Origin of the sequence: Rosistilla oblonga (assembly GCF_007751715.1) — a bacterium.
Taxonomy (GTDB): domain Bacteria; phylum Planctomycetota; class Planctomycetia; order Pirellulales; family Pirellulaceae; genus Rosistilla; species Rosistilla oblonga.
Genome location: NZ_CP036292.1, coordinates 3,412,246 through 3,427,133, shown reverse-complemented (window position 1 = coordinate 3,427,133; position 14,888 = coordinate 3,412,246). Strand labels below are relative to the sequence as shown.

Annotated in this window: 7 protein-coding genes; 4 read left to right on the top strand and 3 right to left on the bottom strand. The window is 58.0% G+C overall.

Features of this window, described 5'->3' with window-relative positions; genetic code table 11:
* The first annotated feature begins 159 nt into the window (after positions 1-159).
* From pilM to CA51_RS12180, 3 genes are all read left to right on the top strand, one after another.
* On the top strand, positions 160-2,397 hold the full coding sequence (gene pilM / locus CA51_RS12190) for a type IV pilus assembly protein PilM (RefSeq protein WP_145120916.1): 2,238 nt from the start codon (positions 160-162) through the stop codon (positions 2,395-2,397).
* Positions 2,398-2,521: 124 nt separating this feature from the next.
* Positions 2,522-4,336 carry a hypothetical protein gene (locus CA51_RS25855; protein WP_197451788.1) on the top strand — a complete coding sequence of 605 codons (1,815 nt, stop codon included), beginning with the start codon at positions 2,522-2,524 and terminating at the stop codon, positions 4,334-4,336.
* 95 nt (positions 4,337-4,431) lie between these two features.
* Positions 4,432-6,729 (top strand): hypothetical protein, encoded by a 2,298-nt coding sequence (locus tag CA51_RS12180; RefSeq protein WP_145120914.1) that lies wholly within the window; start codon positions 4,432-4,434, stop codon positions 6,727-6,729.
* Positions 6,730-6,765: 36 nt separating this feature from the next.
* Here CA51_RS12180 and clpB read toward each other — a convergent pair whose 3' ends face one another.
* Complete coding sequence (clpB, locus tag CA51_RS12175; protein ID WP_145120912.1) at positions 6,766-9,444, bottom strand: ATP-dependent chaperone ClpB; 2,679 nt, start codon at positions 9,442-9,444, stop codon at positions 6,766-6,768.
* Between the two features lie 205 nt (positions 9,445-9,649).
* Positions 9,650-11,581 (bottom strand): molecular chaperone DnaK, encoded by a 1,932-nt coding sequence (dnaK, locus tag CA51_RS12170; RefSeq protein ID WP_145120910.1) that lies wholly within the window; start codon positions 11,579-11,581, stop codon positions 9,650-9,652.
* A 405-nt stretch (positions 11,582-11,986) separates the two neighbouring features.
* Between dnaK and pheA the strand changes: the two genes are divergently transcribed.
* Positions 11,987-13,057 (top strand): prephenate dehydratase, encoded by a 1,071-nt coding sequence (gene pheA / locus CA51_RS12165; RefSeq protein WP_145120908.1) that lies wholly within the window; start codon positions 11,987-11,989, stop codon positions 13,055-13,057.
* A gap of 38 nt (positions 13,058-13,095) precedes the next feature.
* Here pheA and CA51_RS12160 read toward each other — a convergent pair whose 3' ends face one another.
* Positions 13,096-14,817, bottom strand: a complete 1,722-nt coding sequence (locus CA51_RS12160) for a 30S ribosomal protein S1 (protein ID WP_145120906.1) — start codon at positions 14,815-14,817, stop codon at positions 13,096-13,098.
* Positions 14,818-14,888 lie beyond the last annotated feature (71 nt).

Here is a 14,888-nt window from a genome sequence, read left to right as displayed (position 1 = left end):
TCGATAAATTAAATAAGTCTGGGTGCAATGTATTTTACTCTCATCTTTTCCGCACCCGTAGGATAGACTGTGCTTTTCACTCTTTTCCGACACTAAAATCGCGACCGATAGGACCTAGACCATTTTCGCCGGTCGAAGGTTGATCAAGGATATTAACACATGGCAAGCAATGCGAGTGTATGGGGTATCGAAGTTGGCCAGACAGCTTTAAAAGCCCTTCGCTGCGAGATCGATGGGGGCGAAGTTGTCGCCAACGCCTTCGACTACATCGAATACCCGAAGATCTTGAGCCATCCCGAAGCGGATCCTGAAGAGTTGGTTCGCGACGCACTGCAAACATTTCTCGAGCGGAACGAGACTCGGGGCTATCGCGTTGCCGTCAGCGTCCCCGGACAAAGCGGTCTGTCGAAGTTCTTCAAGCCGCCACCCGTCGAAGCGAAGAAGGTCGGCGACATCGTTCGCTACGAAGCCCGCCAACAGATCCCGTTTGATCTCGATGACGTCGTCTGGGATTTCCAGATGATGCCCGGTAGCACGATCGAAGAGGGCTACGCGTTGGAGACCGAGGTCGGTCTGTTTGCGATGAAACGCGATCAGGTCTACAAGCAACTGAAGCCCTTCGACACCGCCGAGCTCGAAGTCGATCTAATCCAGCTTGCGCCGATCGCGATGTACAACATGCTCGCCTACGATCGGATGAACGATCGCTTGGAAGCAAACGACTTCGACGTCGAGAACCCGCCCACGTCGACCGTGATGGTTTCCTTGGGTACCGATTCGACCGACTTGATCATCAGCAACGGTTTCCGCGTCTGGCAGCGCAGCATGCCGTTGGGCGGTAACCACTTCACGCGCCAGTTGACTAAAGACCTGAAGATGACCTTCGCCAAGGCGGAGCATCTGAAGCGGAACACGCGCGACGCCGAAGATCCGAAGCTGATCATCCAAACGATGCGTCCGGTCTTCAACGATCTGGTCACCGAGATCCAACGCTCGATCGGCTTCTTCCAATCGATCCACAAAGAGGCGACGATCGACAAGTTGTTGTTGACCGGCAACACAGTCAAACTGCCGGGACTGGGACCCTACCTCGGCAAAAACCTCGGCTACACCTTGGAAGTCCTCGACGGTTTCCAACGGCTGCAGGGGCCCGAAGTCCTCTCTTCGCCCGTTTTCAAAGAGAACCAATACACGTTTGGCGTCTGTTACGGGCTGTGCCTGCAGGCGTTGGGGCTGGGCCCGATCGAAACGACGTTGGTCCCGAAGGAGATCCTTACCGATCGGATCATCCGCGCCAAAAAGCCTTGGGCTTTGGCCTGTGCCGCGGCGCTGATGGCTGGCTTTGTCGGGCACTACCTGTTCGTGCAACGCGATTGGTCGGTCGTTCGCGAAGAGCGTTGGTCGTCGGCGATCTCTCAGTCGGCGCAACCGCAATCGTACGCGACGACACACAAGAGCACCGACAGCGATTACATCAGCAAGTTGGCGTATCTGAAAAACGTCGGTCAAGAGTTGTCGGGCAACGGCGAACGGCGGCTGATCTGGATCGAGTTTCTGACGATGCTCGACGGCTTGATGCCGCACCATCCCGATTACCAATCGCCGTCGCAGTACCCCAGCCCGCTGGAACTGCCTTATTCGAAGCGACCCGATATCTACATCGATTCGATCGAAACGCAATACTTCGACGACCTGTCGGAATGGTACACCGATACGATCGCTGAACGTTATCGCTTGGAGATGAGGAACTGGTTCCGGATCACCCGTCGCGAGCAAGCGACCGAGGAACAACGGGCGCAGTTCGAAGAGGAACTGATGGCGTTGACCGGGCCCGAGGGTCCAGGCTGGGTCGTCGAACTCAAAGGCTTCCATTACTACAACGACATCATCGGTCAAGAAGCTGGTAACCACGTTCGAAAATACCTCACCGAGAACTTCTTGAACGGAGCCGTCAACATTCCGTTGACCGATTCGAACAATCTGATCACTCCCGAAACGTTCACGACCAAAGAGATGGGAATCTCTTACCCGTTGCTACTGAACGATCCCGGTTTGGAAGAGGTCAAGATCCCGAATCCCGAATACGAAGGTGCCCCTGCAGGCCAGGGGGGCGGAATGATGGCCGGGGCGATGATGGGGGGCGGTGGACAAGCCAGCACCAACGTGTTTGGCGAAGTCGAAGTCGCCCCCAAGGACAAAGCCGCAGCGGACGACGGCCCCAAGCAACCGCCATCGTTTGAAGCCAAGAAATACGCTGTCACGTTCCAGTTTTGCTGGCAGCCCAAATCGCGATCGCTTAGATTGCAACTGCGGGCTGAAGCGGAAGCCGAAGCTGCGGCGCTAGCCGAAGAAGAAGCCGAGGCGATGGAATCCGAAGAACCCGCGAACGAGATATAGTCGCTTGCGAGCGGCGCTCGCGGAAGCGATTCGCCTCGCCGCGACACTCCGATTTAACCACGATTTACAACACCAAACTTTATTCGCCGGCCGAGACACCCGTCCCAAATCCGAGGACTGAATTATGGACAAGCTGAAAGAAAAACTAGGACCGGCGATCAAATATGCCTTCTGGGGCGTGTGGGCTTTGGTGATGATCGTATCGATCGCGATCTGGTGGGTCGCGACGTCTTCGTTGATGGCGAACACCGAGTCGCAAAAATCGGCGATCGACGGCGCCTACAGCACGCTGACTCAGATCCGTGGCACCGCATCGACGCACCCCAATCCCCACTCGCATACCGAGATGGAAAAGCGTGTCGACATCTTGCAGCAGGATGTCTTGGCAGCGTGGGAGCGGCAGTGGGAATACCAAGAGAAGATCTTGGTATGGCCTACCGAATTGAACATGATCGGGACCAACGACTTTGTCGATGCGTTCAGCAAATACCTGCCGATCGAAACGACGACCGAGTTCCCGATGCCGGAGAATGAAGAAGTCGTTCAAACGCTGCGAAAACGTTACAAAGAGTACATCGAAGGCCAGTTGCCCGGACTCGCTGAAGTTGTCGGTGCGAAGTGGACCGCCGACTTCAAGGCCGCGTCGACCGCGGGTGGAATGGGCATGGGAATGGGATCCGGCGGCATGGAAATGGGCATGCCCGAAGCGATGATGGGCAGCGGCGGGATGGGAGCCGAGATGGGCATGGGCCCCACGGTCAGCAAAGACCCCGAAACGCTTGTCACTTGGTCGACCGGCAGCCAAGCGACGCTGCTGGAACAAGTTTTCCCATGGCGTACCAAAGAAGCCCCATCGACCTTGGACGTGCTGTATTCCCAAGAGGATCTGTGGGTATTGAAGAACCTGTTGCAGATCGTTTCCACCGTCAACGGCAAGGCGACCAAACCGTTCCAAGCGACAGTCCATGAGATCGTCGAGATCCAACTCGGCCGCGCCGTTGCCGGCCGTGTCGGCCGCGTTTCCAAAGCTGCGATGCAAATGGCAGGCGGCGACGGCATGGGAATGGGCATGGGTAGCGAGATGGGCATGGGAATGGACATGGGCGCGGGAATGGATATGGGCATGGGGATGGGAAGCGAGATGGGCATGGGGATGGGCGACGGCGGGATGGAAGCCGTCGATCCAGCCGAAAACCGCTACGTCAACACAGCTTATGAACCGATCTCCGCCAGCGAATTGCGTTCGGCGATGGAGAGTCCCAGCCCAGAAAACGCTTTCTTGAACGTTGCCAAACGCTTGCCGGTCAAGCTGACTCTGAAGATGGACCAACGCAAACTGCCACAATTGCTGGCAGCCTGCGGCAACGCTCCCTTGATGGTCGAAGTTCGCCAAGTCCGCATCAACACCTCCGGCGGAGGCGGTGCTGCGTCTGGCGGAATGGGCATGGGCGGCGGCATGGAGATGGGAATGGGTATGGAGATGGGCGGCATGGAAATGGGCGGCATGGGCTCCGGCTTCGGTGAACTAGGCATGGGTGGCGGTGCTGTCGGTGGAGGCCGAGCCGATGAGTATCCGTTCGACCTTCCGATCGAGGTCTACGGAGTGATCTACATCTACAATCCACCCGACCTCGAAAAATTGGGGGTCGAGGAGGTGACGACCGAAACCGTCGTCAACGATCAATCGATCGGCGAGGCGCCGGTTGCAGCAGCCCCCGCAGCCGCTCCAGCGGCGGCGGCCGATCCAGTTCCAGCGGCAGCCGATGCTCCCGCTGCAGCGGATCCTCCCGCAGATGGGGCAGTACCTGCTGCTGAACCACCCGCTGCGGCCCCAGCGGCTGCCCCGGCCCCTGCAGCAGATCCAGCGGCTGGGGAAGCTCCCCCGGCAGCAGCCGCTCCACCAGCGGCTGCGGATGCCCCTGCGGCAGCTACGCCTTAAGATTCAGTTAAACACAACAGGGGGATGGGAATATCCTCCTCTTCCGATAAACAACGACCCAACGACCGACGGCAGAAGTAAACGGAGATTCGATTATGAAAGGCAAGATGGACGGCGACGCGATCAAGAAGCTCGCGATCAACCATGTGGAGAAGGTAGTCCTCGGGCTGGTCGTTGTTGTGTTTGGGCTGCTTGTCTACAAGGGGGTCAGCATCGAGCCATTTGCGGAGTCGAAGAACCCGGAAAATCTGACTTCGACAGCAAAACAGGTGATGACCGAGCTGGAGACGACGCACTGGGAAGCTATCGAAACCGAAGAGCCTCGCGTGGCGACGGTGAAGTACGAAAAGAACGTCGAGCTTAGCCGCGATTCGATCGACGCTGGCTTGCAGTTCAAAGAGAAGGGTTTCCCCAAGAGCCGTTCGAAGATCAAGCGTCGCGATCCCGATATCGATGCCCCCGAATACGCTCCGCAAAACATTCAACTCGTTTCGGTCCTGGGCGCCTTCAGTCTGAATCCTCCGGCGGGAACTCCCGATCCGTTTGACGCGTTGGAAGATGCGCCGAAGATGGAAATCGAAGAGGAGAAGAAGCCCAAGCGTCGTAAGCCTCGCCGTCCTGCCCGCGGTGGCGAAGGTGCCGGAAGTGGCATGGAAGGCATGATGCCGGAAATGATGATGCCCGAGATGATGATGCCCGAAATGGGCTCCGGCGAGGGAGGCATGGGAATGACCGGCACATCGATGGCACGAAAACTCGACCCTAAATACGACCGCGGTTATCGCGTTTCGGGAATGGGGTCGGGCATGGGAATGGGAGAGATGATGGGCAGCGGGCCGGGTGGTCCGCGAGGCAGCACCGCTCAGAAACCGATCGCATATACCCACCAATTCATCGCGGGTACCGCCGTGATGCCGAACGAATTGTTGAACGAAGCGTTCCAGGACGCCCTCGGCGACGCGACGGGATTCGACCCGCGCCGCGACCGTCCTCGCTATATCGCGTTTCGCGTGATCCGAGCGGATGTGACCGATCGTTCGGTCGATCAATTGGAAGAGCCGAACGACGCGAAGATCGAGGCCAAAGAAGGGGACTGGGTCGTCACGACAAGCGACGGATTCATGAACCGGATGTATATCAAACACTGGGCAGGGTATTCGCCTGAAGTGATCTCCCCCGCCTACATGGATTCGGTTTTGACGATGCCGATTCCGCCGCTGTTGATCCAAGACTACATGAAGTTTGCGGTCCATCCTCAAGTCCCGCTGGCAGGCCAGAAAAAGCGTGACACCGCCGAAGTCGAAGAGGAAGTGGTCGAAGTCGGTCCCGAACTCACCGGCCCCGCCACCGGCACCCGCTTGGACATCGGAGCGCTCAACCAGCGCCGACCGGGAAATCCAGGCATGGGATCGGGGATGATGGGCGCCGAAGGCATGATGGGTTCCGAGGGAATGATGGGAGCCGAGATGATGATGGGCTCCGAAGGGATGATGCCTCCGGAAATGATGATGGGTTCCGAGGGGATGATGGGCCCTGGCGGCATGATGGGATCGACGGTTGTCGTCGCGTCGGAATACAAGTTGATTCGGTTCTACGATTTCCGCGACAGTCCCCGCCGCAACGAAAACGGCCCGCAACCAGGTCGCAAATATGTCTATCGCATCCAGGTTGCTGTCGAAGATCCGAACTATCCGATCAACGGTCGGTTCGCCCCGCCGCTGAAGACTCTCGATCCCGAGGTCCTCGACCGAGTTCAACGTCGAACCGCCGAAGACGCAGTGATCACCAAGCAACATGGATCCACCTACCGCTCGGGATATCTGTGGTCTGCATGGAGCGAACCAAGTCCACCCGCATCGCTGCCAGAACTCACCTGGTTCGCTGGCGGGTCGATCAAACCCGAAACGACGACGACGCTGGAAGGGAAGACCTTCGAGAAGTCGCCTGCGACAGCTGACATCGTGGCAGTCAATTGGGACTGGGGTTTTGCGACCGAACGGACAGCTGAGTTCGAAACCGCCACACGTGGTTCGGTCCTCGACAAAGCTTCGTTCACCGACGAGATCGTCAATCCTTCGACGTTGTCGATCAAGCAGTTGGATGGTGCTTCGGTCAAGTCGCGTGGCGTCTTGGTCGATATCGCCGGCGGTGAAAATCTGGCCGTTGTCGACGAGGAAGAGGAACCGATGGTCGCTCCCGGCAAGATGTTGCTGTTCGACGCTCAGGGGAACCTGGTGGTACAGCACGAAATCGAAGACGCGTTCCGATTCCGTCGCTATACCTTTGCCGATGAACGCGAGAAACTTCAGAAGGCTCAAGCCGCCACGGCCATGCCCGAAGCGGGCATGGGCATGGGTGAGGGATATATGTCCGACGCGTTTGGGCCACAGTAGGCTCGTCGGTCCGACAATCCGGATTGTCGCGAGCGGTTATTCCGCCGCGACGTCCAAATCCGCTGGTTGCATCTCAAACGTGTAGTCGGAGTCTGCGAAGTCGACTCGAACCTTCGATCCAGCCGGGTATTGGTTCCTCAGCAACTCGGTCGCCAAGCGGTTTTCGAGTCCGCGTTGGATCTCTCGCTTCAGCGGACGCGCTCCGTAGGTCGGATCGAATCCGCGGTCTGCGATCGCGTCGATCGCCGCATCGGTCACTTCCAATCCGATCTCGTTGGCCGCCAATCTCCCCGCCAATTCATCCAATTGGATCCGGACGATCTTACGGATCTGGTCGAGCCGTAGCGGTTGGAAGACGATCGTGTCGTCGATCCGGTTGAGGAACTCGGGCAGGAATTTCGCTTTCAACGATTCCTGAACCGCTTCCTCAAGCTCGGTCTCCGTCCCGCCAGCCGATGCGATCTGTTGGATCACTTGGCTGCCGACGTTGCTTGTCATCGCGATCACCGTGTTGGCAAAATCGACAGTCCGTCCCTGGCCGTCGGTCAGCCGCCCGTCGTCGAGAACTTGCAACAGCACGTTAAAGACGTCTGGATGCGCCTTCTCCATCTCGTCCAGCAGGATCACGCAATAGGGACGTCGCCGAACCGCTTCGGTCAACTTGCCTCCCTCTTCGTATCCGACGTAGCCGGGAGGTGCACCGATCAAGCGGCTGACGCTGTGCCGTTCCATGAACTCGCTCATATCCAAGCGGACCATCGCGTTGGGATCGTCGAACATAATCCGAGCCAGAGCCTTGCAGAGTTCGGTCTTGCCGACGCCGGTTGGCCCGAGGAACAGGAACGATCCGATCGGCCGGTGCGGATCTTGCAATCCGCTGCGACTGCGACGCACCGCGTTGGAGACCGCCGCGACGGCAGCATCTTGGCCAACGACCTGTTGATGCAGACGTTCTTCCATCACCAACAGCTTCGCCCGTTCGGTTTCCAACATGCGATGGACGGGAATTCCAGTCCACGCGCTGACGACCTCTGCGATCTCTTCGTCGGTAACGTCCTGCCGCAACAAGCGTCGCGCACCATGAGCCGGATCGTCCGCCTCGGCGGGTGCTTCCGCCTGTGACTCGGCTTGCTGTTCAGCTCGCGCCGTCAGATCGCTGCGACGTTTATCGAGTTCATACAACTGCTGGAACTCCGTCTCCGAGACCGCTTCGCCACTGGACTGCTTCCGCCGGATCTCGCCATCGAGCGTGCGAAACTCGTGATCGATCTGGTCGATCTGTTTCCGAATGCTCTGAACATCGTCAAGTCCCAGTTTCTCGGCTTCCCATTGTTCGCGAAGCGATGCGAGTTCCGCTTTCTGCTGCTGCATCTCCGCGTTCACCTCGTCCAAGCGAGACTTCGCCGACGGATCCTCTTCGCGTTCGAGCTGTCGAGCGGCCAGTTCCAGTTGACGCAACCGCCGCTGAACCTCGTCGATCGGTTCGGGAACGCTCTCCTTCTCCATCGCCAAACGGCTGGCAGCTTCATCGACCAGATCGATCGCCTTGTCGGGCAGGAACCGATCGGCGATGTAGCGATGCGACAGTTTCGCCGCTGCGACCAAGGCCGAATCGGTGATCCGCACGCCGTGGTGCGCTTCGTAACGCGGCTTCAAACCACGCAGGATCGCGATCGTGTCTTCCACGTTGGGTTCGTCGACGAAGACAGGCTGGAACCGCCGCTCAAGAGCCGCGTCCTTTTCGATATGCTGGCGATATTCGTCGAGAGTCGTTGCACCGATGCAGCGCAACGAACCGCGAGCCAGTTCGGGTTTCAGCAGGTTGGCGGCGTCAGCCGATCCCTCCGCTTTGCCCGCACCGACGACGAGATGCAATTCGTCGATGAACAGAATCACGCTACCGGCGCTCTCTTTGACCTCTCGCAGAACCGCTTTCAGACGCTCTTCAAAGTCGCCACGAAACTTCGCTCCGGCGACCAGTGCACCCATGTCCAACGAGATCACGCGTTTGTCCTTCAGGCTGGTCGGGACATCGCCTTCGACAATCCGCAGTGCAAGCCCCTCGGCGATCGCCGTCTTACCGACGCCCGGTTGCCCGATCAGGACGGGATTGTTTTTGGTACGCCGCGAGAGGACCTGGATAACACGGCGAATCTCCGCGTCGCGGCCAATGACGGGATCCAGCTTGCCCTGCGTTGCCAAATGGACAAGATCGATGCCGTACTTTTCCAACGCTTGGTAGCTGTCCTCTGCATTTTGATCGGTCACCCGCGCACTCCCTCGTACTTCTTTCAGAGCAGCCAAGACATCGTCGGTGCCAACGCCGACCAGCTGCAACAGATTCTTGGCTTTGTTGTCGGTATCGGTCATCGCCAGCAACAGATGTTCGCTGCTGACAAATTCATCTTTCATCGACTCCGCCCGTCGGGCCGCCGCTTCGAAGACCTTCTGCAATTCGGGGCCGACGCCCGACTGCCGACCGCCGGAACTCTTGGGCAATCGCCCCAATTCGCCGGTCAACATCTGAGTCAATTGATCGATATCGACGCCGATCTTTTGCAGCATCGGGCGAACGATCCCCTGTCCTCCGTCGAGCATGCTGGACAGCAGGTGCAGCGGAGTGATCTCCGGGTTCCCCGCTTCAGTCGCCAGTCCTTGAGCTAGGCTGACCGCTTCTTGAGATTTGTGAGTGAGTTTGTCAAATCGAAATGCCATTGTTTGTACTCCTTGGTCAGATGCCGACTGGCGAAAATTTGAGACCGCATCCAAAAGTTGCGATCAGCGCACGAAAAAGCCACAGCCGTTGAAGACACGCTTGCAACCAATTGGTCACTATCGCGTGTTGGAATAATCGCCTGTGGCCCGCGTAAAAATCGCCGCCGGTTCGTGCGAACCGGCGGGCGATTGATAATCTAAGACCTTACTTGTCTTTCACTTCGAACTCCGCATCGATGGCATCGTCGTCAGCCGAAGCAGCGGGTTCGCCATCGCTGGCTCCCGCAGCAGCAGCACCCTCGGCACCGGTCTTTTCGTAAAGCACCTTGCTGAACGCCTGCCAAGCTTGCTCCAATTCGCCGGTCACCGTGGTGATCGCGGCGGCATCGTCGCCAGCAACGGCAGCGCGAACCTTCTCGATCACTGCGTTCATCGGTTCCTTGTCGGCATCGGTCAGCTTCTCTTCGTTTTCCTTGAGTTGCTTTTCCGATTCATGAATCAGGCTGTTGGCTTTGTTACGAGCTTCGGCCAACTCGAACAGCTTGCGATCTTCATCGGCATGCTCTTCGGCGTCCTTCTTCATGCGTTCGATCTCGGAATCGTCCAAACCGCCCGATTGTTCGATCTGAACCTTGGCTTCTTTGCCCGAATTGAGATCCTTTGCACTCACGTTCAGGATGCCGTTTTGATCAATGTCGAATTTGACTTCGATCTGAGGCATACCGCGTGGTTGTGGTGGGATCCCCTCGAGGTTGAAGTCGCCCAACAATCGGTTTTGCGCCGCCATCTTCCGTTCACCTTGGAATACGCGAACGGTAACCGCGGTTTGGTTGTCCGCAGCGGTGCTGAAGGTGTTCTTCTTTTCGACGGGGATCGTGGTGTTGCGTTCGACCAGTGGAGTCATCACGCCACCTTCGGTTTCGATACCGAGAGTCAGCGGACAAACGTCCAACAGCAAAACGTCGGTTCGGTCGCCGGCCAAGACACTGCCTTGGATCGCTGCACCGATCGCCACAACTTCGTCGGGGTTCACACCTTGGTGTGGTTCCTTGCCGAAGATCTCTTTGACAACTTCGCGAACCTTTGGCACCCGCGTGCTACCACCAACCAGAACGACTTCGTCGATGTCGCTCGGTTTCATGCCGGCGTCTTCGAGCGCTTGCAGTACTGGTTTGCGGCAGCGTTGGATCAGCTCGGCGATCAACTCTTCAAACTTCGCCCGAGTCACCTTCATTGTCAGGTGCTTGGGACCGGATTGATCCATCGTGATAAATGGCAGGTTGATGTCGGTCTCTGGCAGCGAACTGAGTTCCTTCTTCGCCTTCTCGCACGCCTCTTGCAAACGCTGCAGTGCCATCGGATCGTTACGCAGATCGATCGCGTTGTCCTTCTTGAACTCGCTAGCGACGTAATCGATCAGAGCTTCGTCGAAGTCATCGCCACCAAGGTGAGTGTCACCGCTGGTGCTGACAACTTGGAAGACCCGAGTCGAACTCTCGTCGTCGCCCGAATCGGCAACTTCAAGAACCGACACGTCGAACGTACCACCACCGAGATCGAAGACGATGATCTTTTCGTCTTTCGTCTTGTCCAGACCGTAAGCGATCGCCGCCGCGGTTGGCTCGTTGATGATCCGCATTACCTCGAGACCAGCGATCTCGCCGGCATCTTTGGTCGCTTGACGTTGGCTGTCGTTAAAGTAAGCCGGTACGGTGATAACCGCCTTGTTGACCTTGTGGCCTAGGTAGGACTCCGAAGCTTCCTTCAGCTTGCGAAGCACCTTCGCCGAGATCTCTTGCGGCGTGTATTCTTTGTCGCCGACCTTGATCTTAACAAAGTCCGATTCTGCGCCGGTCACACCGTAGGGAACGATCTTCTCTTCGGAATGGACTTCGTTGTGTCGACGGCCCATGAATCGCTTGGCCGAATAGATCGTCCGCGTCGGGTTGGTCACCGCTTGGCGACGAGCAGGTTCGCCGACGATCGTCTCCGCTTTGTCGGTGAACGCAACGACGCTGGGAGTCAAACGGTTGCCTTCCGCGTTGGGAATCACCTTAGGATCGTTACCTTCCATGATGGCAACGACGCTGTTGGTGGTTCCCAAGTCGATACCAATAATTTTTTCGCCTTGTGCCATGGATTTCTCCTCCAGTCATATCGTCAGAATTTTAGTCAATTCGTTGTCCGACAAAGCTCGCCAGATGGCGCGTCTGATGTCGTCCCGCGTCTCGTTGGGGTCGCTGACATGTTTGGCTGTCACGCGAACGAATGTGATGAAAAGCAAAGACCGTGCCAGAAACAAACCACGGCTTCCAAAAATCTCCATTTCCGGTACGTTTCGGTTCATCGGGCATCGTTTTATCGCTTCAATAGTCGATAATTAGCTGTCGCGGCGGCCGCAATTTGACTTTTAACCCAGTTTCGGTTTCGATGGTCGTTGCCGCGCCCGTCAAAATGACAGACTTCGCCCGAACGTTTTTTGTCGCGACGCGAGGTCCCACGCGACTCAGCCATCCTGACACCCTCGAAGAGCAATTCCCCCATGCCGCGCGACCCCGAACGTCTCAACGCAATCGATACTTCGATCCTCGACCTCGTTGCCCAACGCATCGATATCTTGCGGCAAGCCGGCGGAGCGGAACTGCCAGCGGAAGCCAATGCGCGGATCCAAGCTGCCGTCGATCGAACCGCGACCGACCACCAGATCGATCCCGAGCGACTGCGGACGCTGCTGCGACACGTCGCTAGCCTATCGGCTGCCGAACTCGAACCTCGCCGAGTCGCATACCTCGGGCCACAGCACAGTTACAGCCATCTGGCCGCGCTGAAGTACTTTGGCGACGCCGCGATGTTGACGCCCGAATCGACGATCGCCGCCGTTTTTGATGCCGTCGTCCGCGGCCAAGCTGCCATGGGGATCGTCCCTGTAGAAAATTCGACCGACGGCCGCGTCGTCGATACGCTGGGGATGTTTGTGCAGAATCCCGTCAATATCTGTGGCGAGGTGCTGCTGCCAATCCACCACTATCTGCTGAGCAGCACGCCGAGAGATCAGATCGTCGAGATCTACAGCAAGCCGCAGGCGCTGTCGCAATGCCGTGGTTGGCTTGCACAACATATGCCCGATGTTCATTTAAAGGAGCTTTCGAGCACCGCCGCGGCAGCCAAATTGGCGGCCGAACAGCCTGGTGTTGCCGCGATCGCTAGCGAAGCGGCCGGGCGAGAGTATGGGCTGAACGTGATCGCAGCGAGCATCGAGGACAACCCCAACAACGTCACCCGGTTTGCGGTTTTGGGTGGGCACGAACCGAGTTCTAGCGGCGATGACAAAACGGCACTCGTGCTGCAGATCATCCATCGCCCCGGCGCACTGGCCGATGTGATGAACGTCTTTAAGACCCACAACTTGAATCTGACCTGGATCGAATCGTATCCAATGCCAGCAGGTCCCAACGAGTATCTGTTTTTCCTCGAACTCGAGGGGCATAAACAGGACGTGACCGTGATGGCGGCGATCGAAGACCTGAAGGCTCTTACGATTCGCCGCGATGTGTTGGGATCGTACCCAAGAGGCCGAGAAACGGCCGAGAGCAAATCAGCCGCCGGGACTTAACCATCCACAACGGCTTCGATTTTGAGAAGCGACGCGGGCTACCACTTCAGGCCAAACTTGGCCCCGCCGGCGTCAGCGTCTTTGCCACCCTTGAGTGGACCGACGTGACGCTTCTTGATGTACGGCTCGGGTGCCGGTTCATCGACTTCCTCTGCCGCTTCTTTCGCCTTCTCTTCTTCGGTCTGCGGTTTGACCTGAGTCGCCTTCAGCGACAGACCGATCCGCTGCGATTCTTCGTCGACCGAGAGGATCTTGACTTCGATCTCGTCTCCAACCTTGACGATGTTGTCGACCTTGAAGACGCGATGGTGAGCCAGTTCGGAGATGTGGATCAGGCCTTCGATGCCGGTTCCCAAGCGAACAAACGCTCCGAAATCAGCGGTCCGCGTAACGGTCCCCGTCGCTGTCGAACCGATCGGGAACTTGGAATCGATATCGTCCCAAGGTTGTTCGATCAGGTCGCGATAGGAGAGTCCGATCTTGCCGGTGTTTTCGTCGATCTTGTCGATCCGAACCTTGACCTTTTGGCCCGCTTCGATGACTTCGCTGGGGTGCTTGATCCGATCCCAGCTGAGCTTGCTGATGTGGATCAAACCTTCGACGCCGCCGAGGTCGACAAACGCGCCGAAGTCGAGGACGTTGCGGACGGTTCCTTCCAAGACGTCGCCGACAGCGATCTTGGCCATCTGTTCGACTCGCCGTTCCTCGCGTTCCCGCTCGAGAATCGCACGGTGGCTGAGAACCAGATTCTTGCGTCGCGCGTTGCATTCATTGACAACGCACAACAGTTTCTTGTCGACGAATTCGGCAGCGTCTTCGATGCGGAACTCCGACAACTGGCTGATCGGGATGAAGCCGCGGATCGAACCGACCTTCACTTCGACGCCGCCGTTGCAGACAGCTTCGACATAGGCTTCGACAACGTCCCCTTCTTCCAATTCGTCCCAATCGCTCGCGTCCAACGCTTGGCCGGGAAGGGCCAGCATGTACATGCCGTCGTCATTATTAAAGCCGCGGACGATGACTTCGATCGTCGCACCGATCTCGGGCTCTTCTTTGAATTGTTCAAACGCGACAGCTCCTTCGTCGGGGCCACCCAACGAAACGAAGACAGCATCGACGCTTTTCTTAATGACACGCCCTTGCACGCGTTGGCCTTCGCTCAGCGCTTCGCGCATCGGCATTCCAGCCTGGCCGCCGAGGATCTCTTCGAGCCCGGAACCATCGAGTTCGCGAGCGAGCATCTCCTCGAGATCGTCCGACAGCGGAGCCCGTTTGCTCGGCACGCTGATCCGCGGCTTCGGCGGCGGCGCGATCTGCTTGCCGCGTGGCGGATACTTTTCCTTGCCTTTTCCTTTTCCATCGTGCTTCGGCTTTTCGGACTTTGCCGAATCGCTCACCGCTGCCGGAGCTGCAGCTTCCGCCGCTGGCGCCGCTTCTTTTTTAGCCGTTGGACGCTGGGGAACGGGAGCGGGTGAACCGGGCCGGCCCGCCGATGGTGGCGGAGAATTCGGTTGATTGGCTGGCTGACGTCGAGCCAAGGGGCCGCTTGGGCGTCCCGACAGCGGACCGCTGGTTGGCTTCGACGGCTTGGCATCCGATGCGGCGGATAACGCGGCGGTGGCATCGGACAACGTCGCGTCGTCGGCGGCTACCGGAGCGGATTGTTGTGGCTCGGGCTCGCCAGGTGGCTGTGCGTCGGCGGTGGGGGATTGCGGTGGAACAACGTTTTCCAGGTTTTCAGCGTTAGTTTCGTTCATCAATCAAAACCGATTAAGCACAGATTCAAACAAAAAGAGATGGGATGCTGCGAGCATCGTCGATCGTGGGT

Bases quoted from the DNA above. Each gene is read 5' to 3' on its own strand.
- pilM (WP_145120916.1), top strand. From the start codon at position 160: ATGGCAAGCAATGCGAGTGTATGGGGTATCGAAGTTGGCCAGACAGCT.
- CA51_RS25855 (WP_197451788.1), top strand. From the start codon at position 2,522: ATGGACAAGCTGAAAGAAAAACTAGGACCGGCGATCAAATATGCCTTC.
- CA51_RS12180 (WP_145120914.1), top strand. From the start codon at position 4,432: ATGAAAGGCAAGATGGACGGCGACGCGATCAAGAAGCTCGCGATCAAC.
- clpB (WP_145120912.1), bottom strand. From the start codon at position 9,444: ATGGCATTTCGATTTGACAAACTCACTCACAAATCTCAAGAAGCGGTC.
- dnaK (WP_145120910.1), bottom strand. From the start codon at position 11,581: ATGGCACAAGGCGAAAAAATTATTGGTATCGACTTGGGAACCACCAAC.
- pheA (WP_145120908.1), top strand. From the start codon at position 11,987: ATGCCGCGCGACCCCGAACGTCTCAACGCAATCGATACTTCGATCCTC.
- CA51_RS12160 (WP_145120906.1), bottom strand. From the start codon at position 14,817: ATGAACGAAACTAACGCTGAAAACCTGGAAAACGTTGTTCCACCGCAA.